We start from the raw sequence: 22,179 nt of genomic DNA, 5'->3' as shown, positions 1-22,179 counted from the left end.
AGCGCGGGCAGCAGTTCGTCGCCGTTCACCGGGCCTCCTCCGTGATCGTCCGGGCCTGGACCGGCACGGTCCCCTCGGCCCCCGGCGGCGCCTGTTCGACGATGACGCCGCGTTCACGCAGGTAGGTGAGGGCGCCGGCGTGGTCGCCGCCGTCCATGCGGACGCGAAGGCGCCCTACCGGCCGCCCGCCGAGGTCCTCCAGCGAGCCGCCCAGGACGTTGACGTCCACGTCGAACCCGCGTACCAGGCTCGACATCACCGGCTCGTCCGCCGAACCGGCGAAGGTGAGGGTGACGGTGCCCGGCGGCGCCGGCTCGGGCAGCGGGAAGATCTCGCGGGTGAGCAGCGACCCTGGACGCGCGACGAGGTCGGCGAGCGTGCCCGCCTCGGCGACGCGGCCGTCACGCATGATCGCCACCGAGTCGCAGGCGCCCTTGATGACGTGCATCTCGTGGGTGATCAGCAGGATCGTCAGCCCCAGCTCGGCGTTGAGGCGCTTGAGCAGGGCGAGGATGGACTGCGTGGTGCCGGGGTCGAGCGCGCTGGTGGCCTCGTCCGACAGCAGCACCTTCGGCCCGGCGGCGAGCGCGCGGGCGATGCCGACGCGCTGCTTCTGCCCGCCGGAGAGCTGCGCGGGGTAGGCGGACGCCTTGCCCTCCAGCCCGACGAGTTCGAGCAGTTCACGCACGCGGGCCCCGCGCCGCGCCCGGGGCAGGCCGGCGACCTCCAGCGGGAAGGCGACGTTCGCCGCCACCGTGCGGGACGACAGCAGGGCGAAGTGCTGGTGGATCATGCCGATGCCCTGCCTGGCGCGGCGCAGCTCGGCGCGGCCGAGCGCGGTCAGCTCCTGGCCGGCGACCGTGACGGTGCCGGCGGTCGGGCGTTCGAGCAGGTTGACACACCGCAGCAAGGTGCTCTTCCCGGCCCCGCTCTGTCCGAGCACGCCGAAGATCTCACCCTCGCGGACGTCGAGATCGACCCCGTCGAGGGCGACGACGCCGTTGCCGTAGACCTTGCGCAGGCCAGAAACATGTATCACAGGTAGGTTATATCCTGAATAGAAGATGGTTGTTACCAGGAGAAAAGGGACGGGGGGCGGGGCTGCCGCTTCAGCCCGAACAGCGACGCGCGCGCATGGAACCGTCGGCCTCCGGCATGGGCCAGGTCAAAGGCAGGGCAAGCGTCACGGTGGGCCCAACCCTCCTACGCGGTAACACAATTCCCGTGGCGCGGTGTGATACCGGCCACTCGGCCCACCGGACATGCGACCTCACCCGCCGTCAACCGTCGCTTCATGGCTGATCACCAGGTCACACAGCGGACGATCACCCGGTCCAGAGCTGGTTCCACGATGACCGCGCCGTGCTGTCGCGCTGTCGTCCCAGCGAGGCCACAGACCATCGCTTGAGGAGTTCTCGCGAAAGGAAACCAAGGGTAGGTGCTAATTTACTCACGGTAGCCGCAGACCCGCACGGGGAGGAGTCGACGCACCTCCTCGCGGCGCCGGGCACGATGTCCCATTCGTTTCCCAGGGGGTCCGATGGCGCCTGCAACGAGAACAGAGGCACCTGCGGACGAGGTCCGCCGGCCGCGCCCGAGCGTGCGGCACCTGGCCGGCTGCGCCGCCATACTGCTCGACGCCGACGGGCGCGTCACTCAGTGGGGCGGAGGGGCGGTGCGCCTGTTCGGGCGCCCGCCCGAAGCGGCCATGGGCCACGACATCTGCGACCTGCTGTTGCGCGGCACCCGCCGCGAGACCGTCCATCGGGCGCTGCGGCAGGTCGCGTCGGGCGTGCGCTGGTGCGACGTGCTGTCCGCCGAATGCGCCGACGGCCGCGTCCACGACGTCGTGTTCACCTGGGAGCCGCTGGCCCATCCCGGTCCCTGGGGCGCGGTCATGGTCACCGCCGTGGACGCCTCCCCGCCCCTGCACGACGGCGCCGACGCCTCGGCCCGCGAGCGCCTCGCCCTTCTCGACGAGCTGAGCACCCACATGAGCGCCACCCTCGACCCCCGGCAGGCTGCCGAGGATTTCACGGCGTTCGCCGTGCCGCGCGTCGCCGACACCGCCACCCTCTACGTCATCGAGGGCCTGCTCAGAGACGAGGAACACCCCGAGCGCGCCCCCGACGGGTCGATGCGCGTCCGCCGCCTGGCCCTCAAGCTCGGGGCCCGCCAGACCGACGAGGTCAAGTGGCACGCCGCCTTCCCCGTCGACGAGGTCGTCGGCTACAGCGCCCGCCATCCGGCCTCCCGGTGTATGACGGCGAACGCGCCGGTGTTCTCCTCGGCGGCCGACCTGGAGATCGACTACCTCGACCGCATCATCGGCGTCCTCGGCGAACCCGCCCTGCGCTACCTCGAGATGTCCTCCTTCCTCACCGTGCCGCTGACCGCCCGGGGCATGGTGCTCGGCTTCATCGCCCTGTCACGCTTCCCCGACCGCAGCCGCTTCGACGAGCACGACAAGGCCCTTGCCGAAGACCTCGCCGTCCGGGCGGCCATCTCCATCGACAACGCCCGGCTCTACACCCGCGAGCGGCGCACCGCGCAGGCCCTGCAGGACAACCTCGCGCCGCGCACGCTCACCGCACCGCCCGGCCTGGAGGTCGCCCACCGCTACCTCCCGGCGAGCGCCATGCGGGCGGGCGGCGACTGGTACGACGTCATCCCGTTGTCGGACACCCGCATCGCCCTGGTCGTCGGAGACGCCATGGGGCACGGCGCCGTGGCCGCCGGCGCGATGGGGCAGTTGCGCGCCGCCGTCCGCGCCCTCGCCGGCACCGACCAGCCCCCGGACGCGGTGCTGCGCCGGCTGGACCACATGGCCGAGGACATGGATGCCATCCAGTGCGCGACGTGCCTGTACGCCATCGTCGACCTCGCCACCCACACCTGCTCGCTCGCCTGCGCCGGGCACCCGCCGCCCATCCTGGTGAGCCCCGACGGCACGGCCTCCGTGCTCGACCTCCCGGCGGGGCTGGCGCTCGGCCTCGGCGACCCCGCCTTCGCCCGCGCCTTCACCACCACCCAGGTGCCGATGCCGCCCGGCAGCACCCTGGCCCTCTACACCGACGGCCTGGTCGAGAGCCGCGAGCAGGACATCGACACCGGCATCGCCACCCTCCGGCGCGCCCTCGCCTCCCCCGGCCCCACCCTCGAGTCCACCTGCGAATCCATCATCGCCGCCCTCCCCCGCCAGTACGACGACGTCGCCCTCCTCCTCACCCGCACCACCTCCTGACCCCGGCCGCGCGCCCATCCGCCATCTCGTGCGCCCGCCCCACCAGGCGGGGGCCGAGGACGTCGTTGGTGTGTTGTGCCGAGGAGGTGGACCCACCCGTTGCCCATGCCGCCGGTGATCAATGCCGCGCCCACCCACAACCCCCGGTCACGACCGACCAGAAGGGAGAACCTGTCGGCCTCCGGCCTTCGTCGAACATGACCTACGCCGTTCGTCGCGGCGCAGCGACAACGGCGGTACATCGGCTTCGTCGACCGATCGGCCCCGTACGCGGCGCCAGATCCCACCTACCGAGAGCACCCCAGCTACGCAGGGCTCCTCGCACCATCAAGGCCGTCCACAAGGGCTCGCACTTCCTTGTGAAGAGCCCGTAGCTCGTCGACGGTCGGGCCCAGCTCGTAGCCGTGGTAATGGCAGGCGGCGCTGAGAGCGCCCCACGCGCTCGAGACGCGCCGCGCGGTAGCCTCGTCGGCGAACTCCGTAAGGCAGAGCATCTGCGTCCGCATCCGGCATCGTTCCATGCCGGGCAGGGTGCGGCCCCAGAAGTCCCGCAGGCAGGACTCCAGGGCCTTCCGGAGCAGGAACGCCGTCGTCCGTGACCACGGTCCCCGCTCGGCGAACGGAGCACCGCATCGGCGTCGACGAGCAGGTGTGCGCAGGTGGCGGGCATCTCACCCCACCTCCCGGACGCGCCTGGCCAGGTTGGTCACGTACTCGATCGGGTCCGGGTTCCTGCCGGTGCCGCGCAGCGCCGCGCGGAAGTCTCCTTCCTCATGCGCGCCGCTGTTACAGGCACGGAACACCCCGGGACCGAAGTCGCGACACAGCCGGCCCATCACCTCGCTTGGTTCGACGCCGAGCGCCAGGGCGGCGATGACGGAGGTCCTGCGCGCCTCGGAGATGCGCCGCTCGACGTCGTCGTGGTCGGCGTCGTCGGTCAGCAGCCGCCGCCGGGCGACCTCGACGAAGGCGCTCTCCAGCGCGACACGGCGCAGCCCGGGCAGTACGGCAGCGGCGACACCAGGAGGAAGCCTGGTGTCGGCGAGCACGGCACGGGCGTCCTTGAGCGCGCTCTCCACAGGGTCATCGCACGTCTTCACCCGCACCATGGAACGTTCCTTCCGGCACACCTCCATGATCGTCACCCGGATGCGCAACCGGCGTACGGCCTCCGGCAAGCGCGTGCAGTTCCCCTGGCTCATCACACCGAGCGCGGCACCGGAGACCTCGTCCACCGTCACGTCCAACTCGACCTTCCGCTGTGTGCGGTTGCCGGCGAGCCGGATCTCTCCGAGGCTCACGTTGCTCTGCCGACGCATGATCGTCCAGTAGCGCCGGGCGTCCTGCATCTGGGCGGCCATGCGTTCGGCGCGAAGCCCGTCGTGCGCCTCGTGCAGCCAGGCGTCGGCGGCCTTGACCATCGGCAGTCGCGCCCCGGCGGCCGCCGCCTCGCGCGCTCCCATGCACCATGCCGCCACCGCCGCCGCCGGCTCGCTCCACCGGTCGTCGTGGTCGGCGAGGCGCTTGGCGGCCTCCTCCTGGCTCAGGCGGCATTCCTCGGCCAACCGCAGGCCGATCTCGGCGAAGCGCTCGACCTCCGTCGCGTCCCGGCATGCCTGCCGCTCCTGCCACGACGCGAGCAGCGGTTCCGGCAGCCCGGGCGGCGGGTCGCCGATTAGACGGTGGGCCGCGGACTGATCAGTCGCAGATCGCCACGATTTGCACCGCACCCCGTCCGTTCGTCAATCGCCATCCTTGACCGACGCGGGAGACCGCGGCCGCCCTGCCCGCATCTTGATACGGCGAGAACCGCACGTAACCGGGAAGGTCAACGGCAGCGATGATCACGGTCTGCTCCTCTCCATCGGAGAAGCGAACTTTGATCAAGCACCCGGGAGAGACAAGGGGGCAGTCGGACGGACGCGTCCCGAAAGCCGGCCACGACGACATCACGCGGAGTTGAGCGGCCCGATGAGCGAGCCGTTCCAGCATCTCGGCACCGCCGTCGGCCACGAGATTTGGCAGCAGCCCAAGGTTCCCGTCCCGTCCTGCCCAGATGAGACCGCGGCCGATCTAGGTGCCGATGCCCCCCGGCAGCACCCTGGCCCTCTACACCGACGGCCTCGTCGAGAGCCGCGAACAGCACATCGACAGTGGACCTTCAGTGGCCCGGTTCGGCCAACTCCACATGAGTCCCGTGTTTCCAGACCGCGATGAGGTTGCGGGTGTCGCGGATGTCGGTGGTCGGGTCGCCCTCGACCAGTACCAGGTCGGCCCGCATGCCGGGCCGGATGCAGCCGCGGTCGGTGAGCCGGAAGGCCTGGGCCGGTGCCGAGGTGGCGGCGACCAGTGCCTGGGTCGGACTCAGGCCGGCGTGGACGAGCAGTTCCAGCTCTCCGTGCAGGGTCGCGCCGTATCCGAACACGCCCAGCGTGGCGGTCGGCAGGCCGGTGTCGGTGCCGGCGAGCACGGGGACGCCGGCGGCCGCCAGTTGTCGCAACGCTTGGGTGGCGGCGGTGAACAGGTGGTTTCGGCCTGGATCGGGCGGTCTGACCGGGATCCGCGGTCTGCCGCGGCGGACCTGGTCGATCAGCCGCGGGTCGGCCTCCAGGTCCTGGTGCGGGCGGTAGCCGCACATGCCGCGCAGGACGGTGAGCGTCGGCACCACGAAGACGCCGTGATCGGCGGCGAAACGACCGAAGTCCGGCTCGACGGCGTCGCCGATGAACAGGTGCGCCAGCCCGTCGACGCCCGCGGCGATGGCTTCCCGCGCGCGCTGCTCGGTGGTGGCGTGCGCGACCGCGAGCACGCCGTGGGTGTGCGCGGCGTGGACCAGCGCGCGCACCGTGGCCAGTTCGAGCGGGCCGCCTTCACGCTCGTCATAAATGATCTTGATGTGGTCGGCACCCTCATGCAGACGGGTCCGCACCCATGCGTCCGCGGCGGCCGGACCGTCCACGGCCGGCAACGGCTGCCCGGCCAGTTTCTCCAGCATGCTCCCCGGCGCGGTGGCGCCGGTGCCGGCGAGGCGCAGGGCGGCCATCTGCGGCGGATCGGCCCGGCGCAAGTGCCGCATGCGAGCCAGCGGCTCGCCGCCACTGAACATGTCCATCACCGTGGTGACGCCCATTCGGACAAGATGGCGCAGCGCCTCCTCTGGCTGCGGGGCCAGATGCACGTGCGCGTCGAACAGGCCGGGCAGCAGGGTACGGCCCCGCCCGTCGGCTTCGGCCGATGCGGCGACCGCCCGGCTCACCCGGGTGATGACGCCGTTGTGGACCTCGACGTCCTGGTGCGGCAGCACGCGTTCACCGTCGAACACCCGCACGTTATCGATCTTCACCGGGCCACCTGACCGATCGCCTCACGGACCACCTCGGCCAGCGGGACGGCCGCATCGGACTCCAGCCAGTAACCGATGGCCGCGCGCTCGGCCGCGCAAGCGGCGGCCGCGACCACCCGAGGGTGCAGATCGTGACGGACGTCGGCGCCGATGCGCTCGGCGATCGCCTCGGCCAGCACGCTTTCGATCTCGGCCAGTGCCTTGAGATAGGCGCCGCGCAACTCGGGTTCGGAGACGATGACCCGGATCTGGGCGATCCATTCCCGGCTCGGCGCCGCCTGGGTGTGCTGCTCGGCGAAGGCCGCGATGAGCGCCTCGCCGAGTGGCTCCTCCGCCGGCCGGTCGCGCAACCTGGCGCCGATGCCGGCGGCACGCTCGACCGCGAGCCAGACGATCGCGTCCTCCTTGCCGGAGAAGTAGTTGTTGAACGTTCGCAGGGACACATCCACCGCCGCGGCGATGTCCTCCCGCCGGACGTTGCCGGGTCCTCGCTCGACCGCCAGTTGCAAGGCGGCCCGCGCGAGCGCTTGCCGGGTCGTCAGCTTCTTGCGCGCCCGCAGGCCGGTCCCGGCCGTCTGCCGTGTTCGCATGCCCCTACGATAGGCACGACTTTCCCGCTGGGCAATATTGCCCAATGGGAAGATTCAAGCGGACGGGTGCGCCGTCTTCCTCACCCGCACCCTGCCCTGACGTCCCCGCCGCCGAAGGCGCCCCGCGCCGCCTCAAGCGTCCCCGAGCAACGGGGCCGGCGGCCAGATAGAGCGCTCGACCGGGTAATGGGATGACGTCACACTGCCGAGCCGGGGCCTGGGAGGGGGTCGACGTCGGGGGCGTGCATCGGTTCGCCGCAGTGGGTGCAGCGCAGGTCGACCGCGCTGACCTCGCCGCACGCGTGGTGGCGGTAGAGCACCGGCGGGCCGGCCTCGCCGGCGAGCCATTTGTCTCCCCAGCCGGTCATGACCATGAGCAGGTCCACCAGCTCGGTGCCCTTCTGGGTCAGGACGTACTCGTAGCGGGGTCGCCGGTCGTAGGGACGGCGCTCGATCACTCCATGCTCGACCAGGTGGTTCAGCCGCTCGGTGAGGACCTTGCGTGAGATTCCGAGGTCGGCCTGGAGCTGCTCGAACCGGGTCAGGCCGACCCAGATGTCACGCAGCACCAGCGGCGACCAGGGCTCTCCGATGACGTCGAGCGTGCGCGCGATCGAGCACGCCATTCTACTGAAGTCCGTGCGCTGCATGGAATCAGCATAGCAATCAGGGTTCCCTTAGGGAACGTCGCTTGCTATGGTCGTGGAGTCTCTTCAAGGAACTCCGGGAAGGATCACGCGGATGAGCAAGGTCATCAGCGCCCACGCGGTGTCGGTCGACGGGTACATCACCGGTCGCGAGCCGGGCGCGGGGCGCGGCCTGGGCGACGGGACGATGCTCTTCGACTGGTACTTCGACGGCGATACCCGAAGCCAGGTGTTCGACGGGTTCAAGCTGAGCGGGCCCAGCGCGCGGCTGTTCGACGCCCTCGCCGGGCGCGTGGGCGCGCTCGTGGCGGGCCGCAACACCTACGAGGACTCCGACCACTTCGGAGGCGGCGGCCCCCACCCGACGGCCCGGCCGTTCATCCTCAGCCACCGGCCGGCGCCGGAGATGACCGAGCGGCAGACCCTGGTCACGACCGGCATCGAGGACGCGGTCGCCGCGGCCCGCGAGGCCGCCGGCGGCCGGGACGTCTTCCTCATGGGCGGCGGGGTCGTGACCGCGGCGTTGAAGGCGGGGCTCGTCGACGAGGTGGTCCTCCACCAGGTGCCGGTCCTGCTCGGCGGCGGCCGGCCCTTCTTCCAGGCGCTGCCCGAGCACGTGCGGCTCCGCCTCATCGAAGCCGTCCCGGCGCCCGGGGTCACCCACCTGCACTACGCGATCGAGCGATGACCCCCGCCACCGGCGACCTCGCCTCGCGCACCGACGACCACGGCCGGAAGCCCGCCCATGACCCCCGCCAGGAGATGACCACGATGCTCGACCCCGAAGTGCGCCGCGTGCTCGACGGCACCTCCATCGCCCACCTCGCCAGCGTCCTGCCCGACGGCGCGCCCCACTCCGTCCCCCTCTGGGTCGGCACGCACGGCGACCACGTCGTGATCATGACCGGCCCGGGCTCCCGCAAGGCCCGGAACCTGCGCCGCGACCCGCGGGTCGCGCTCTCCCTGACGCCGCCGGACGACCCGTTCCGGCCGGTCATCATCCGCGGCCGCGTCGTCGAGTGGCTGGAGGGCGACGCGGCCTGGACGATCACCGACCGGCTGGCCGACAAGTACATCGGGCGGCCGTACCCGCGAGACGAGGAGCGCGTCGTCGCGGTCATCGAGCCCGCGCCGGCCCGGACGACCTGACCACGGCGCCCCATCTCCGTCCCCGCCTGGCACCGGCCGAGCAGGTGCCCGTCCGACGACGAACCGATCTGATTCGAGCGCCCATGCCGGCAGCGCCCGTGCCCGGCCAGGGCAGGCGGAAAATGGCCTGGCGCCACGTCATCGAACGCGCGAACCGTTCCGGTGAAAATTTCAGTACATGTGTCAAATGTGGTCATACGTCTTACCTGGTCAAGGCAAGAGACAAGTGACGAGCGCACGGCGACGAGACGGGGCGTCGTTGACAGGTCCCGTCACCGTCGGATGTGCTCCGCTGTGCGGCACCTCACACCAGCGCGAAGAGAGAATGCGAAACGGTTCGACTCGCTCCGGACGCTCGACCCTCGAAACGCGGTCCGGCCGCGGTGAGCGCCCCCGGGACGCATCCCCTTCCGCCGGGAGCCGGCGCCGCCGCGTTCACCCGGAAGGTGCCGGATCAACGGCCGACCATGCCTGCCGGCCGATGTCTCACCCCCCGATCAAGGAGAAATGATGATTTTCTCTCCCCCGTCCCTCGCAGAGGGGACCGCCCCATGTTGAGGCACAGATCCATCTTCGGGGCGGTCGCCGTCGCGGCACTCCTGGTCCTGGCCACGGGTCAGGCGGCGCTCAGCAGCATCCGCGAGAGCGCGTCGGCCGCGGCCGCGCCGACCAGCGGATGCGGCAAGGCGCCCACGCTGGCGAGCGGTTCGCACACGATCAGCAGCGGCGGCCAGAACCGCAGCTACATCCTGCGGGTCCCGCCCTCCTACGACAACAACCGCCAATACCGGTTGATCTTCGGGTTCCACTGGGTGGGCGGCACGGCCAACGACGTCGACTCCGGCGGAACCGACGGGTACAACTGGTCGTACTACGGCCTGAGGCGACTGGCGGACGCCGCGAACAACAGCACGATCTTCGTCGCGCCACAGGGCATCGGCAACGGCTGGGGCAACTCCGGCGGCCAGGACGTGACCTTCGTCGACAACATGCTGAACCAGATCGAGGCCGGCCTGTGCGTCGACACCTCGCAGGTCTTCTCCGCGGGGTTCAGCTACGGCGGCTCGATGACGTACGCGCTCGCCTGCGCCCGGCCGACGGTCTTCCGCGCGGTCGCGGTCTACTCCGGCGGACAGCTCAGCGGGTGCAGCGGCGGCACCCAGCCCGTCGCGTACATAGGTGTCCACGGACTCCGCGACGGCACGCTGTCCATCGCCACGGGACGGTCGCTGCGTGACACCTTCGTCCGGAACAACGGCTGCGCCGCGCAGAACCCGCCCGAGCCGGCGCAGGGCAGCTTGACGCACGTCGTCACGTACTACTCCGGGTGCCGGGCCGGGTATCCGGTCGCCTGGGCGGCGTTCGACGGAGGCCACGACCCGGGTCCGATCGACGGGTGCACCTGCGGCGGCTGGAGGAGCTGGACCCCGGCAGAGGTGTGGAAGTTCTTCACGCAGTTCCAGTCCGGCGGCCCGTCGCCCTCTCCCTCGCCCACGGTCTCCCCGACCCCGACCCCCACTCCCACCGCAGGTGGCGCGGGCGCCATCCGTGGCGTCGGATCGGGCCGGTGCGTGGACGTGACCGGCGGCTCGCAGGCCAACGGCGCGCAGGCGCAGATCTCCGACTGCAACGGGCAGGCGAACCAGCAGTGGACCACGACCAGCGCGAGTGAGCTGCGGGTGTACGGCAACAAGTGCCTGGACGTGAACGGCGGCGGCACGGCCAACGGCTCCACCGTGATCATCTGGGACTGCAACGGGCAGAACAACCAGAAGTGGCGGTTCAACTCCGACGGCACCATCACCGCCGTCGGCGCCAACAGGTGCCTGGACGTGCCGAACAACGCAACCGCAAACGGCACCAAGCTCGCCATCTGGGACTGCAACGGCGGCGCCAACCAGCGCTGGACCCGTACCTGATCCCAGCACGGAGATCCTCGGGCACCACCCTCGCCGGGCCGGCCGATCGGCCCGGCGAGGTCTTTTTTCCGCTGACCGCCAGGCGTTCGGCCCGGATCCCCGCGGGTCATCGACCGGCAGTTCTGGGCGCCCCGGCGGAATGTCGGTGGGGGCGGTTACCGTGCCGACCGTGACCACTGAAGACGAGCGGACGATCACGGTCGAGGACGTGCGGCGGGTGGCGATGTCGCTCGCCCGCACCGAGGAGGCGCTGGTCCGCGACCACGTGAAGTTCCGGGTGCGGGGCATCGTCTACGCCTCGATCTCCCCCGACGAGACGCTGATGGGGTTCGGGTTCCCGAAGGAGGAGCGCGCCGCCCTGGTCGCCTCCGAGCCGGAGAAGTTCCTCATGCCCCTGCCGTCCGACGAGCGCTACCAATGGGTCCGCGCCCGGCTGTCGGCCCTCGGCCACGACGAGATGCGCGAGCTGGTCACCGACGCCTGGCGCATGGTCGTCCCCAAGTTCCTCGTCCGCGCCCACGACGAACGGCAGGCACGTCCCTGACCCACCACCGGAAGGGGAAGGAACCTCCTTGACCCACCGACCGGGAAGGGAAGGAACCTCTCTGACCCACCGACCGGGAGGCAGGTCCTCCCTGACCCACGAGTGGGCAGGAAGGGCCTCTCTGATCCGCCGAGTCGGGAGGGGCGGGGGAAATGGGTGAGCGCGGAAGTCGGGTGGGCTGGTTCGATGGGGGCATGGAATCCTCCCGCCTTCTCCAGCATCTCGCGGAGAACTTCTCGCTCCTGCGTGCCGCCGTCGTCGCCACCGACCCCACGGCCTCCGTGCCGTCCTGCCCCGACTGGACCGTGGCCGATCTGGTGGAGCATGTCGCCAAGGTCTATCTGCACAAGGTCGAGTGCATCCGGCTCGGCGCGTTCCCCGACGACTGGCCCGAGACCATCCCCGCGGACCCGGTAACCGCGCTCGACCGGTACTACGAGCGGCTGACCACCATCTTCGCGGAGCACACCCCCGCCGACCCGGCGGCCACCTGGCACGAGCCCGACCAGACGGTCGGGTTCTGGATCCGCCGCATGACCCAGGAGACCGTCATCCACCGCGTCGACGCCGAGCTCGCCGCCGGGGGCGGCCTCTCCCCCATCGCCGGTGACCTGGCCTTCGACGGAGTGGACGAGGTGCTGAAGCTCTTCGTGGGGTACGGGAGCACCCGCTGGAAGGACGAGTTCGGCACGCTGCTCGACGCGCCCGACTCCCGGCCGCTGTCGGTCGCCACCGGCCACCACGCGTGGACCCTGCGGGCCGTCCCGGGCGAGGTGGAAGTGCGGGACGCCGCCACCGGCTTCGACGGCGACGCCCTGGTGAGCGGCGAGGCCGAGCCGCTGCTGCTGTGGCTGTGGAACCGCGGCGGCGGCGACGCCGTCCGCCTGTCCGGCGACCGGGCACTGCTGGCCCAGTTCCAGGCCCTGCGCACCGCCGCCACCCAATGACCGCCCCTCCACGCCGTTGAGCGGGCCCCGAAATTGTCGGTGGCGGCGTTCACACTCGTCGGTGAGACCACCTGACTTCGAGGAGGTTCCCGATGGCGCGACGACGGCCCGTCCGGCGCGGAGGGCGCGGCTCCGGCGGTGAGGGCATCATGTGGGCGGTCGCGGGGCTGGTGGCGGCGGTCCCCCTGGTCAACGCGACGGTGAAGTTCGTGCGGGCGTCATGGCCGGGGCTGCTGATCGCCACCCTCGCCGCCGGGGCCGTCCTGCTGGGGGTGGCCTTCCTGGCGGCCCGCCGAGCGCGCCGCCATCGCGACCACTACCTCCAGGCCAACGCCCGCCTGGAGGCCATCGACCGCATGAGCGGCGAGCGGTTCGAGCACCTGGTGGCCGAGCTGCTGCGGCGCGACGGCTTCCGCAAGGTCCGCGTGGTGGGCAAGGCCGGGGACGGCGGGGTGGACATCCTGGCCACCGCCCCGGACGGCCGCCCGTTCGCCGTGCAGTGCAAACGCTGGACCGGCAATCTCGGCGCTCCGCACGTCCGCGAGTTCCTCGGCGCTCTCGCCCACACCTTCGCCGGTCACACCGGCGTCCTGGTCACCTCCAGCGGGTTCACCCCGCCCGCCCTCCGCGAGGGCCAGGCCGCGGCCCTGGCCATGGTCGACCGCGGCGACCTGGCCGAATGGGCGCTGGGCACTCCTCTCCCCGCCCTCCTGACCCACCACCGCCTCAGCGTCTGAGGCGCCGGCCCGCGCCGGCCCGCGCCGGCCCGCGCCGGCCCGCACCAAGCATGAACCGCCGTCAGCCGGCACGGCCGTCAGAGGGAGTAGGCAGGGAACAGGTCGGTGGTGGGCCAGGTGGTCACGGCGTTGGCTTCCCCGGGGTCTGCGCCGGTATTGACAGGGCCATGGTGGCTCTTTAGCTTTCAGATGTTCTCATACATGGAAGCCGTTCACATGTGTGTACGAGGAGAGGCCATGTCGTCATCCCCAGGGTCCTTCGCGCGGCGTCAGGTGCTGGCCCGCGGCATGGCCGTCGCCACCGGCGTCCTGCTCGCCCCGGCGGCCGCCCTCGCCGGCGCATCCGACCCCGACACCGAGGCCCCCGACGTCCAGGACCCGGCCACTCAGGGCTCGGCCACGAACGACGCGGCCGCCTCGGGCGCGCGCACCCGTCCGTTCGGGCGCCATGGCTCCCCGGCCCACCGGCTGCACGAGCGCACCCTGTACGTGGACGCGCAGGGGCGGGGCGACCACACCACCGTCCAGGCCGCCGTCGACGCGACCCCGGACGGCCCCGAGCGCGGCTGGACTCTGGTCATCGCCGCGGGGACCTACCGGGAGACGGTGACGGTGGCCCGGGCCAAGACCGGCCTCGCCTTCGTCGGCGCCACCGGCGACCCCCGCGACGTCACGATCGTGTACGGCAACGCCTCCGGCACCCCCAAGCCGGACGGAGGCACCTACGGCACCAGCGGGAGCGCCACGACCACGGTCCAGGCCGACGGGTTCACGGCGCTGCGCCTCACCTTCGCCAACGACTGGCTGCGCGCCGACCACCCGGAGGTCACGGCGACGCAGGCGGTGGCGGCGAAGGTCATGGGCGACCGGTCGGTGTTCGACGGGTGCCGCTTCCTCGGCCACCAGGACACCCTGTACGCCGACACCGTCGGCCTGGCCGCCTTCGCCCGGCAGTACTACCGCCACTGCCACATCGAGGGCGACGTCGACTTCGTCTTCGGCCGGGCCACCGCCGTCTTCGACCGGTGCGCGCTGGAGATCCTGCCCCGGGAGGTGACGTTCCGGCCCTACGGGTACGTCTTCGCGCCCAGCACGGCCGCGGCGAATCCGCACGGGTTCCTCGCGGCCAGGTGCGCGATCAACGGCGCGGTCCCCGACGCCTCCTACGGCCTGGCCCGCCCCTGGCGGCCCGGCGGCGACCCGACCGCCGTTCCGATGCTGACCGTCCGCGAGACCCGGATCGGGCCCGGCATCGATCCGGCCACCCCCTACGTGGACATGAGCTCCGGCTATCACTGGCAGGACGCGCGATTCGCCGAATATCGCAATTTCGGCCCTGGCGCCGCGATTCCCGTCCCGGAGAACCGGCCCCAGCTGACGCCCGCGCAGGCCACCGAACGGACCGTCCGCACCCACCTCGGCGATTGGCGCCCGTCGATCGAGATATAGCGTCCGACGGCCCGGCGACCCAGCGGAACGGGTCCCCACCTGGGGTTCGGCGCCGCCCACGAACGCACTCCCGCCGCCTTCGCCAGGGCCGACCGATGTCCATAACTCGTCGTTGACATGATTGTCGGTTCCTTACTCAGTAAACATTCATGCGAAATGCCACGATGCGTGGAAAAACTCCGCGGGGAGCTGCATACTGGCCTGGCATCAGCCGTCCAGTGGGGAACGCGTCGCACGCAGAGGAGTTCAAGCGATGGATCCCGCCCTGGCCGGCCTCGCCGCCGCCGCGGGAGCGGCTCTGGTCCAGGCCATGACCCGTGACACCTGGGAGGCGACCAAGGCGCGCCTGGGGAAGATCTTCGGCCACCACGCCGCCGCCCGCGCCCCCGACCTGGCGCGCGAGCTCGAGAGCAGCGAACGGCGTTTGCGGGAGTCCCCCGTGGTCCTCGCGCCGGTCGCCGAAGAGGAGGGCCGCCGCTGGGCGGGCCTGCTCGCGGACTTCCTGGCCGAGCACGGGGAGGCCGCCCCCGAGGTCCAGGAGCTCGTGCGCGACCTGCACCTCGCCGGGCGCGACTCCTTCACCGTGGTGCAGCGGATCACCGCCGGGCGGGACGCCTACACCGCCGGCCGCGACCAGAACGTGCCCCCGGGCGCGGACGACGATGAACGGTGACCGCGTCCAGCGGGTGGCGGCCCGGCGCGACGCGTACACGGCCGGACGCGACCTGCACGTGACCGTCGTGCGCGAACCGCCGGGGCCGTCCGGGGCCCTCGCGCCGGCGCGGCCGGGGGTCTCCCGTGCCCCCGGGCGCGCCGCGCGCGACGGCCGCGAAGGGGAAGAAAGGGGTGCCTATCGGCGGGAACGGTCGCTGTTCATGCACTACGTCAACCCGGAGATCCTGGCCTGCCAGGGCCGGGACGCCACCGGGCACGACACCGGGCGCATCCTCGAACAGGCACTGCGCACGACACGCCTGGCCGTCCTGCTGACCGACGCCTACCTCATCTTCCCCTCCTCGTACATGTTCGAACTGCCATGGTTCGCGGTGTTCCTGGAGCGGATGGCGCCGCTGGTCCGCGAAGGACTGGTCCGGCACACCTCGCCCACGCCAGAGCTGACCGCCTACCGCGACCTCAAGGCCCGCGAGTACCGCCACGACGAGCGCAACCCGTACTCGGCGCCGCCGCCCCGGCTGCGTTCGGCGCCGGAGCCCATGTGGTACCCGCGCTTCGGCGGACCGACGGCCGCCGGCATCGCCGAGCTGTGGGTGCGGGCGCTGGCCCCCGGAGGCGACCTGACCGGCGTCGTGCACGCGATGGCGCGCGCATGGCGTCGCCCGCACGGCAGGGTCGCGAACATCCTGGCGAAGTCGCCCGACCGGCTGGAGGGGCAGGCGTTCGTCGCCCGCTTCGTCGCCAGGACGCTGCCCGCGCCGGTGCCGGGGGACGCCGGGAGCCTGCTGGCGCTGTTCCTGTCGGCCGCCTACCTGCGCTGCTATGTCCGCGACCTGGACACCGCCGTTCTCATGGACCTGCCGATCGGGCCGCTCTCGTGCCGGCTCGGCGAGACGGAGGAGGAGATGAAAGGGCGGGTGCTGTCCTCCCGCCGCCTCGATCTCGCGCTCCGATGGCTGCGCGTGGATCACTTCGTGCACCGCACGGCGACCTGGAAGGAGCTCGTTCTTCTGAGATCCAGCCCTGAGTTCGGCATGATGACCTCGATGCTGTTCGGGAACGGCTCGGCGGACGCCTTCAGGCTCGCGGTCATCGGCGCCGGGAGGTCGCGGCGCTTCGGTCCCGCCGTCACCTGTGGGGACGCGCTGTCCAACGTGGCGGCCGTGGTGGACCGGATGGCCCGCACGCCCGGCTGACCGCTCCCGGTATCCCGCGCCGGACCGGCCGCGGGCCGGGCGTCCGGGGCGGGTGAGCGCCGCGGGCGGTGCGATCAGGGCGAGGGAAAGCACCAGTGAAGGTCTCGGTGTACTGCTCCGGTTCGATCACCAAGGGTTCTCGCGACCGCGGGAAGCTCACGTGGTCCGACACGGAGAGGATGGAGGTCGCCAAGGGAGCCGCGCCGCACGAGGTCGTCTTCCTCAACCCCGACGACCCGATCACCGACCCGGGCAACACCCTCGGGCAGTTCGGCCGTGACATGTACCAGGTCATGATCGCGACAGCGGTCGTGGTGGACGCGCGCGAGAGGCGGGGCCTGGGCATCGGCGTCGAGATGGCCGCCGCGGCGGCCTTCGGCACGCCCGTCGTCACCGTCGCCCCGCCGAACTCCAAGTACCGGGCCGACCTGCTCGAATATCGGGGAGCGACCGTCCGGGACTACGTCCATCCGCACGTCGCCGCGCTGTCGGCGGCCGTCGTCGAGGACTTCCTGCGCGCCGGCGAGGCCCTCGCGGCGCTGGTGGAGGCCGGTGGCGTGCCCGCGACGGGCGACGTGCCCGGCTGGCTCGGCGGGGCGATCAGCGAATACCGCCACAACGTCCTCCACGGGGACGTCCCGATGCTGGAGGCGCTGCGGCTGCTCGACCGAACCCCGGGATGACCGGCACCACCTGAGGGCCGGCCCGGATCCTGGACGACCCGAAGGAGGCCCCATGGTGCTCGACACCGAAGGCAGCACCGCGGAACTGATCGAGACCGGGACGCACGGCTCCCGGCTCTACGTCGTGCGCAACGAGGCGCTCGAACGCATGCTCTTCGACCGCAACCTCATCGGGGCCGGCTTCCGGCGCGCCTGCCTGGCGTCCAGCCGTCACTTCGCCGGCCACCTCGCCGACGAGTACGACCCGGCCAGGACGGCCGAGCTGGTGATCCTGAGCAAGGGGCTGGTGTACCAGCTCGGGGACGCGGTCCTGCGGCAGAGCGGGCACAATCTGCCGCTGAACCTGGTCGCCACCTCGCGTGTGGCCGTGTCCGGCGCGTCGGCGCACGTCGAGGTGCCCTACGCGCAGATCGAGGCGCCCGCCGACACGCTGCTGATCGCCGACACCGTCGCCTCCGGGGCCACCGTCATCGCCGCCGTCGGCCGCTACCTGGAGACGCACGCGCTGAAGCGGCTGTACGTCCTGTCCTACGCCGGGGCGCTGCGCGGGGCGTGGCGGATCGCCGCGTACTGCGCGGCCAGGGGCGTGCGTCCGACGTTCCTGTTCGGACTGGCCGCCTTCGGCCTCGGCCTGAACGGCTTCGACCTGTCCTTCCTGCACCCTGAGACGGTCACCCGGCGCGCGTACGTCGAACGGGCCGCGCGGCAGTTCTCCGGCAAGGCGGTCTCGGCGGTGGGATGGGACTTCGGCTCCCAGGTGACCGCGCCGGGCAAGTACCGGCGGCTGTGCTGGCTGGAGGCCGAGGTGTGGGGCCTGCACGGTAGCGACTGCCTGGCGGTGGCCGAACGGCCCGAGAGCTGGTCGGGGCTCGTCCACGAGCGCGCCGCCTACGCCGCCGCCCTCGGCCCCGGCTGGAAGCGCGTCATCGACACCCGCGAGAGCTGACCCCCGTCGGGAGGAGAGCCGGGTCAGAGGCCGCCGGCCTCGCCCCATTTGCGGGCGTCGAAGGCACGCTCCGGGACGTCCTGCGGGAGGTCGGTCTTGATCTCTTCCACCATCTGGCTCGGCAGGATCCGCTCGGGCAGCTGCCCGAACCTGACGAAGCGCAGGAAGGCGTACTCCTCGTCGGTGAAGCGCTCCGCGGGCGCGTCGTCGTCCTGGCCCATCGGTGACCTCCTCGGTGCCGGATCCATTGTCACCGGCGGCCACCCGGAGCCGCAATGCGGACCTTTCACCCGTTTCCGGGGTCGCATGATGTGACACAGGTCACGAGATGTCCGGTTTACAGCCATGTAATCGATTACATACCCTCATGAAATCGATTACATGGAGGACCGATGGCCCGGATCAAGGATGTCGCCGCGCAGGCCGGCGTCTCCGTCGCCACGGTCTCCCGCGTGCTGAACGACAGCCCGTCCGTCACCGAGGAGACCAGGAGCCGGGTGTACGCCGCGATGACGGCCCTGAACTACGTGCCGAACGCCGTGGCGCGCTCCCTGCGCACCGAGGCGACCCGGACGCTCGGGCTGATCATCGGCGACATCCTCAACCCGTTCTTCACCGAACTGGCGCGGGCCGTCGAGGACGGGGCGCGGGAGGCCGGATACACCGTGGTCATCGGCAACGCCGACGAGCGGGCCGACCAGCAGGACCACTACGTGCGCACCCTGCTGGAGCAGCGGGTGGACGGGCTGCTCATCTGCCCGACCGCCGAGGTCACGCCGCTCATCGAGGAGGTCGCGCGCGGCGGGCGGCCGCTGGTCTTCCTGGACCGGACCCTTCCCGGCCTGGACGTCCCCTCGGTGCGCGCGGACGGGACCGAGGCGATCAGACGGCTGGCCGGCCACCTGCGCGCCCTCGGCCACCGGCGGGTCGCGTTCATCTCGGGGCCCGGCACGCTGTCCACCGGCCGTGAGCGGACAAGGGCGTTCCTCATGGCGGCGGCCGAGACCGGGCTGGAGGTGCCCCCGGAGTACGTCCGGGTCGGCGACTTCCGGGCCGGCAGCGGGCAGGCGCTCACCGCCGCGTTGCTGGACCTTCCCGAGCCGCCCGAGGTCATCTTCCTGGGCGACAACCTCATGGCACTCGGTGCGCTGGACGAGATCCGGAAGCGGGGGCTTCGGATACCCGGCGACATCGGGCTGGCGTCGTTCGACGACGTGCCGTGGTTCAGTCACACCGACCCGCCGGTCACCGCGATCAGCCAGCCGACGGCGGAGCTGGGCCGCGGCGCGGTGCGCGTGCTGCTGGACATCCTGGGAGGAAGGCGCGCCGACTCGGTGGTGCTCCCCGCCCACCTCGTCGTCCGCGAGTCCTGCGGCGAAGCCCGACCGCACGCACGTCCCCCGGACGGGCACGCGGACACACCAGACGGGCTCGCAGGCACATCGGACGCGGTCGTCGGAAGGGGAACGGCATGAGCGAGCGGGGGGCGGACCGCACGGCCGCGCGGGAGGTCCTGCGGGTCGAGGGCCTGGGCAAGCGGTTCCCGGGCGTGGTGGCCCTGGACGGTGTCGACCTCGTGCTGCGCGCGGGAGAGGTGCACGTCCTGCTGGGCGAGAACGGCGCCGGCAAGAGCACGCTGATCAAGATGCTCTCCGGGGCCTACCACCCCGACTCCGGCCGCATCCTGGTGGACGGCGCGCCGGTCGAGATCCGTTCGGCGGCCGACGCCCGGCGGCTCGGAATCGCCACCATCTACCAGGAGTTCAACCTCGTCCCCCAGCTCACCGTCGGAGAGAACCTCGCCCTCGGACGGCCGCCACGCCGGTTCGGCCTGGTCGACACCCGGCGGATGCACGAGCAGGCCCGCGGGCTGCTGGCGCGGGTCGGCGTCGAGGTCGACCCGCGCACGAAGGTCGCCGACCTGGGCATCGCCCGCATGCAGATGGTCGAGATCGCCAAGGCGCTGGCGCTGGACGCCCGCGTCCTGATCATGGACGAGCCGACCGCCGTGCTGACGACCACCGAGGTCCAGCGACTGTTCACCATCGTCCGTCAACTGCGCGACCAGGGGGTGGCGGTGGTGTTCATCACCCACCACCTTGAGGAGATCGCGCAGGTCGGCGACCGGGTGACCGTGCTGCGGGACGGGCGCTCGGTCGGCGAGGTGCCGGCGACGACGCCGCAGGAGGAGCTGGTCCGGCTCATGGTGGGCCGGCCCATCGACCAGCAGTACCCGAGGCAGGCCGCCGACGCCGGCCCGCCCCTCCTACGGATCAGCGGCCTGACCAGGGCCGGCGCCTTCACCGACGTCTCCTTCGAGGTGCGGGCGGGGGAGGTCGTGGGCCTGGCGGGCCTGGTCGGCGCCGGCCGCACCGAGGTGGCGCGGGCCGTGTTCGGCGCCGACCGCTACGACTCGGGCGAGGTGCTGATGGACGGCCGCCCGCTCCCCCGCGGCGACGTGCACGCCGCGATGGAGGCCGGGCTCGGCCTGGTCCCCGAGGACCGCAAAGGCCAGGGGCTGGTCCTCGGCGCGGACGTCGCGGAGAACCTGGGCCTGGTCACCCTCCGCCGCGCGACCCGCGGCGGGTTCGTCGACCGCTCCGGGCAGCGGGCCGCGGCCGGCCAGGTCGCGGCGCGGCTCGGCGTGCGGATGAGCCATCTCGGCCAGGAGGTCCGCACGCTCTCGGGCGGCAACCAGCAGAAGATCGTGATCGGCAAGTGGCTGCTCGCCGACGCCCGCGTGCTCATCCTGGACGAGCCGACGCGCGGCATCGACGTCGGAGCCAAGGTCGAGATCTACCAGTTGATCAATTCGCTCACCGCCTCCGGGCACGCGGTCCTCATGATCTCCAGCGACCTGCCGGAGATCCTCGGGATGAGCGACCGCGTGCTGGTCATGGCCAAAGGCAGGCTCGTCGGCGAGCTCGACGCGGCCGAGGCGACACAGGACTCGGTGATGGCCCTGGCCGTCACCGAGGTGGAGGATGCTCGTGTCCACTGACGTGCTCACCCGGCGCCCCGCGCTGCGCGGGCTGCTCGCCGAGAACGGCCCGGTCGTCGCGCTGGTCGTGCTCGCGGTCGCGCTGTCGCTGATGTCCGGCGACTTCCTGACCGTGACGAACCTGCTCAACGTGGGCGTGCAGGCGGCGGTCACCGCGATCCTGGCGTTCGGCGCGACGTTCGTCATCATCACCGGCGGCATCGACCTGTCCGTCGGCGCGGTGGCGGCGCTGTCGGCGATCACGCTGGCCTGGACGGCCACCTCCGCCGGGCTTCCCTGGCCGGTGGCGGCGGTGGTCGCGCTGGTCGTCGGCCTGGCCTGCGGGCTGGTCAACGCCGCGCTGATCGCCTACGGCCGGCTGCCCCCGTTCATCGCCACGCTGGCCATGCTGGGCGTGGCCCGGGGCCTGGCGCTGGTCGTCTCGCAGGGCAGCCCGATCGCGATGCCCGACGCCGTCTCCCGTCTCGGCGACACGCTCGGCGGGTACCTGCCGGTCCCGGTGCTGGTCATGGCCCTCATGGGCGTGGTCACGGCGGTGGTGCTGAACCGCACGTACGCCGGGCGCGCGATGTACGCCATCGGCGGCAACGAGGAGGCGGCCCGGCTGTCCGGCATCAAGGTGGACCGGCAGAAGCTGATCACCTACGCCCTGTCCGGGGCGTTCGCCGCGATCGCCGGCATCGTCCTGGCCAGCCGCCTGGCCTCCGCGCAGCCGCAGGCGGCGTCGGGCTACGAGCTGGACGCCATCGCCGCCGTCGTCATCGGCGGGGCGAGCCTGTCCGGCGGCAAGGGCCGGGCGCTCGGCACCCTCGTCGGCGCGCTGATCCTGGCCGTGCTGCGCAACGGCCTGAACCTGCTGTCGGTCTCGGCCTTCTGGCAGCAGGTCGTCATCGGCGTGGTGATCGCGCTGGCGGTGCTGGTCGACACCCTCCGCCGCCGCGGCTCCGGCTGAACGCCCCGGCACCGCGCCACCGTCACCGCCCTGGCGCCTCGCCACCGTCGCCGCCCCGCCATACGCCCGCGGCGGCGGCCGGGCGGCCGCACCGCCCGCCCAGACCGTCCATGCCCTCTGTCCCCGACCTTCCGAACCACCGCGACACCAACGAGGT

The 22,179-nt window shown here is 71.9% G+C and carries 21 protein-coding genes; 15 read left to right on the top strand and 6 right to left on the bottom strand.

The genetic code is table 11. The features are described from left to right. Positions 1-25 precede the first annotated feature (25 nt). Positions 26-1,039, bottom strand: coding sequence for a methionine ABC transporter ATP-binding protein (locus ACFQSB_RS20585; RefSeq protein WP_380828440.1), 1,014 nt, complete (start codon positions 1,037-1,039; stop codon positions 26-28). Positions 1,040-1,540: 501 nt separating this feature from the next. Here ACFQSB_RS20585 and ACFQSB_RS20580 point away from each other — a divergent pair. Next, entirely contained in the window at positions 1,541-3,244 is a 1,704-nt protein-coding gene (locus ACFQSB_RS20580) for a SpoIIE family protein phosphatase (protein ID WP_380828439.1), read from the top strand. A gap of 671 nt (positions 3,245-3,915) precedes the next feature. On the opposite strand, the gene ACFQSB_RS20575 is transcribed toward ACFQSB_RS20580, so the two are convergent. From ACFQSB_RS20575 to ACFQSB_RS20560, 4 genes are all read right to left on the bottom strand, one after another. Then, complete coding sequence (locus ACFQSB_RS20575) at positions 3,916-4,974, bottom strand: hypothetical protein (protein ID WP_380828438.1); 1,059 nt, start codon at positions 4,972-4,974, stop codon at positions 3,916-3,918. Positions 4,975-5,405: 431 nt separating this feature from the next. Further along, positions 5,406-6,587, bottom strand: coding sequence for an amidohydrolase family protein (locus ACFQSB_RS20570; RefSeq protein ID WP_380828437.1), 1,182 nt, complete (start codon positions 6,585-6,587; stop codon positions 5,406-5,408). Then, positions 6,584-7,177, bottom strand: a complete 594-nt coding sequence (locus ACFQSB_RS20565; RefSeq protein WP_380828436.1) for an acyl-CoA-like ligand-binding transcription factor — start codon at positions 7,175-7,177, stop codon at positions 6,584-6,586. Before ACFQSB_RS20565 ends, ACFQSB_RS20570 begins: the two co-directional genes overlap by 4 nt. A gap of 197 nt (positions 7,178-7,374) precedes the next feature. Then, positions 7,375-7,827 (bottom strand): winged helix-turn-helix transcriptional regulator, encoded by a 453-nt coding sequence (locus tag ACFQSB_RS20560; RefSeq protein ID WP_380828435.1) that lies wholly within the window; start codon positions 7,825-7,827, stop codon positions 7,375-7,377. A gap of 91 nt (positions 7,828-7,918) precedes the next feature. Here ACFQSB_RS20560 and ACFQSB_RS20555 point away from each other — a divergent pair, with 91 nt between their 5' ends. The 11 genes from ACFQSB_RS20555 (at position 7,919) to ACFQSB_RS20505 (ending at position 18,069) form a co-directional block, all read left to right on the top strand. Next, positions 7,919-8,512, top strand: coding sequence for a dihydrofolate reductase family protein (locus ACFQSB_RS20555; RefSeq protein ID WP_380828434.1), 594 nt, complete (start codon positions 7,919-7,921; stop codon positions 8,510-8,512). Beyond that, a complete protein-coding gene (locus tag ACFQSB_RS20550; RefSeq protein ID WP_380828433.1) occupies positions 8,509-8,973 on the top strand; it encodes a PPOX class F420-dependent oxidoreductase in 465 nt (154 codons plus the stop codon). Before ACFQSB_RS20555 ends, ACFQSB_RS20550 begins: the two co-directional genes overlap by 4 nt. Before the next feature lie 551 nt (positions 8,974-9,524). Further along, positions 9,525-10,892: a lectin gene (locus tag ACFQSB_RS20545; RefSeq protein WP_380828431.1), complete on the top strand. Its 1,368-nt coding sequence runs from the start codon at positions 9,525-9,527 to the stop codon at positions 10,890-10,892. 169 nt (positions 10,893-11,061) lie between these two features. After that, the gene (locus ACFQSB_RS20540) at positions 11,062-11,436 is read left to right on the top strand and encodes an MmcQ/YjbR family DNA-binding protein (protein WP_380828430.1); all 375 of its coding nucleotides are present in this window, start codon (positions 11,062-11,064) and stop codon (positions 11,434-11,436) included. Between the two features lie 194 nt (positions 11,437-11,630). After that, positions 11,631-12,383 carry a maleylpyruvate isomerase N-terminal domain-containing protein gene (locus ACFQSB_RS20535; RefSeq protein ID WP_380828428.1) on the top strand — a complete coding sequence of 251 codons (753 nt, stop codon included), beginning with the start codon at positions 11,631-11,633 and terminating at the stop codon, positions 12,381-12,383. Positions 12,384-12,475: 92 nt separating this feature from the next. Next, the gene (locus ACFQSB_RS20530) at positions 12,476-13,120 is read left to right on the top strand and encodes a restriction endonuclease (protein WP_380828427.1); all 645 of its coding nucleotides are present in this window, start codon (positions 12,476-12,478) and stop codon (positions 13,118-13,120) included. 237 nt (positions 13,121-13,357) lie between these two features. Beyond that, positions 13,358-14,569 carry a pectinesterase family protein gene (locus tag ACFQSB_RS20525; RefSeq protein WP_380828426.1) on the top strand — a complete coding sequence of 404 codons (1,212 nt, stop codon included), beginning with the start codon at positions 13,358-13,360 and terminating at the stop codon, positions 14,567-14,569. Positions 14,570-14,822: 253 nt separating this feature from the next. After that, on the top strand, positions 14,823-15,242 hold the full coding sequence (locus ACFQSB_RS20520; protein WP_380828425.1) for a hypothetical protein: 420 nt from the start codon (positions 14,823-14,825) through the stop codon (positions 15,240-15,242). After that, positions 15,232-16,440 (top strand): hypothetical protein, encoded by a 1,209-nt coding sequence (locus tag ACFQSB_RS20515; protein ID WP_380828424.1) that lies wholly within the window; start codon positions 15,232-15,234, stop codon positions 16,438-16,440. The genes ACFQSB_RS20520 and ACFQSB_RS20515 overlap by 11 nt, the downstream gene beginning before the upstream one ends. A 95-nt stretch (positions 16,441-16,535) precedes the next feature. Then, the gene (locus ACFQSB_RS20510; protein WP_354841022.1) at positions 16,536-17,123 is read left to right on the top strand and encodes a hypothetical protein; all 588 of its coding nucleotides are present in this window, start codon (positions 16,536-16,538) and stop codon (positions 17,121-17,123) included. Positions 17,124-17,175: 52 nt separating this feature from the next. Continuing rightward, a complete protein-coding gene (locus ACFQSB_RS20505) occupies positions 17,176-18,069 on the top strand; it encodes a hypothetical protein (RefSeq protein ID WP_380828422.1) in 894 nt (297 codons plus the stop codon). Between the two features lie 23 nt (positions 18,070-18,092). On the opposite strand, the gene ACFQSB_RS20500 is transcribed toward ACFQSB_RS20505, so the two are convergent. After that, complete coding sequence (locus tag ACFQSB_RS20500; RefSeq protein ID WP_354919846.1) at positions 18,093-18,290, bottom strand: hypothetical protein; 198 nt, start codon at positions 18,288-18,290, stop codon at positions 18,093-18,095. Between the two features lie 171 nt (positions 18,291-18,461). On the opposite strand from ACFQSB_RS20500, the gene ACFQSB_RS20495 reads away from it, so the two are divergent. The 3 genes from ACFQSB_RS20495 to ACFQSB_RS20485 are packed head-to-tail and all read left to right on the top strand — an operon-like array spanning position 18,462 to position 22,022. Beyond that, a complete protein-coding gene (locus tag ACFQSB_RS20495; protein ID WP_380828420.1) occupies positions 18,462-19,544 on the top strand; it encodes a LacI family DNA-binding transcriptional regulator in 1,083 nt (360 codons plus the stop codon). Continuing rightward, the gene (locus tag ACFQSB_RS20490) at positions 19,541-21,070 is read left to right on the top strand and encodes a sugar ABC transporter ATP-binding protein (protein WP_380828418.1); all 1,530 of its coding nucleotides are present in this window, start codon (positions 19,541-19,543) and stop codon (positions 21,068-21,070) included. The genes ACFQSB_RS20495 and ACFQSB_RS20490 overlap by 4 nt, the downstream gene beginning before the upstream one ends. Then, positions 21,054-22,022, top strand: a complete 969-nt coding sequence (locus ACFQSB_RS20485) for an ABC transporter permease (RefSeq protein WP_380828417.1) — start codon at positions 21,054-21,056, stop codon at positions 22,020-22,022. The genes ACFQSB_RS20490 and ACFQSB_RS20485 overlap by 17 nt, the downstream gene beginning before the upstream one ends. The last annotated feature ends 157 nt before the right edge of the window (positions 22,023-22,179 follow it).

Source organism: Sphaerisporangium rhizosphaerae, from assembly GCF_042665155.1.
Taxonomy (GTDB): Bacteria; Actinomycetota; Actinomycetes; order Streptosporangiales; family Streptosporangiaceae; genus Sphaerisporangium; species Sphaerisporangium rhizosphaerae.
The sequence above is the reverse complement of the archived record's forward strand: the minus strand, read 5'-3'. Positions and strand labels throughout refer to the sequence as shown.

Coding starts and splice junctions, on each gene's coding strand:
- ACFQSB_RS20580 (WP_380828439.1), top strand. CDS start 1,541: ATGGCGCCTGCAACGAGAACAGAGGCACCTGCGGACGAGGTCCGCCGG.
- ACFQSB_RS20565 (WP_380828436.1), bottom strand. CDS start 7,177: ATGCGAACACGGCAGACGGCCGGGACCGGCCTGCGGGCGCGCAAGAAG.
- ACFQSB_RS20560 (WP_380828435.1), bottom strand. CDS start 7,827: ATGCAGCGCACGGACTTCAGTAGAATGGCGTGCTCGATCGCGCGCACG.
- ACFQSB_RS20555 (WP_380828434.1), top strand. CDS start 7,919: ATGAGCAAGGTCATCAGCGCCCACGCGGTGTCGGTCGACGGGTACATC.
- ACFQSB_RS20550 (WP_380828433.1), top strand. CDS start 8,509: ATGACCCCCGCCACCGGCGACCTCGCCTCGCGCACCGACGACCACGGC.
- ACFQSB_RS20545 (WP_380828431.1), top strand. CDS start 9,525: ATGTTGAGGCACAGATCCATCTTCGGGGCGGTCGCCGTCGCGGCACTC.
- ACFQSB_RS20535 (WP_380828428.1), top strand. CDS start 11,631: ATGGAATCCTCCCGCCTTCTCCAGCATCTCGCGGAGAACTTCTCGCTC.
- ACFQSB_RS20530 (WP_380828427.1), top strand. CDS start 12,476: ATGGCGCGACGACGGCCCGTCCGGCGCGGAGGGCGCGGCTCCGGCGGT.
- ACFQSB_RS20525 (WP_380828426.1), top strand. CDS start 13,358: ATGTCGTCATCCCCAGGGTCCTTCGCGCGGCGTCAGGTGCTGGCCCGC.
- ACFQSB_RS20520 (WP_380828425.1), top strand. CDS start 14,823: ATGGATCCCGCCCTGGCCGGCCTCGCCGCCGCCGCGGGAGCGGCTCTG.
- ACFQSB_RS20515 (WP_380828424.1), top strand. CDS start 15,232: ATGAACGGTGACCGCGTCCAGCGGGTGGCGGCCCGGCGCGACGCGTAC.
- ACFQSB_RS20505 (WP_380828422.1), top strand. CDS start 17,176: ATGGTGCTCGACACCGAAGGCAGCACCGCGGAACTGATCGAGACCGGG.
- ACFQSB_RS20500 (WP_354919846.1), bottom strand. CDS start 18,290: ATGGGCCAGGACGACGACGCGCCCGCGGAGCGCTTCACCGACGAGGAG.
- ACFQSB_RS20495 (WP_380828420.1), top strand. CDS start 18,462: ATGGCCCGGATCAAGGATGTCGCCGCGCAGGCCGGCGTCTCCGTCGCC.
- ACFQSB_RS20490 (WP_380828418.1), top strand. CDS start 19,541: ATGAGCGAGCGGGGGGCGGACCGCACGGCCGCGCGGGAGGTCCTGCGG.
- ACFQSB_RS20485 (WP_380828417.1), top strand. CDS start 21,054: ATGCTCGTGTCCACTGACGTGCTCACCCGGCGCCCCGCGCTGCGCGGG.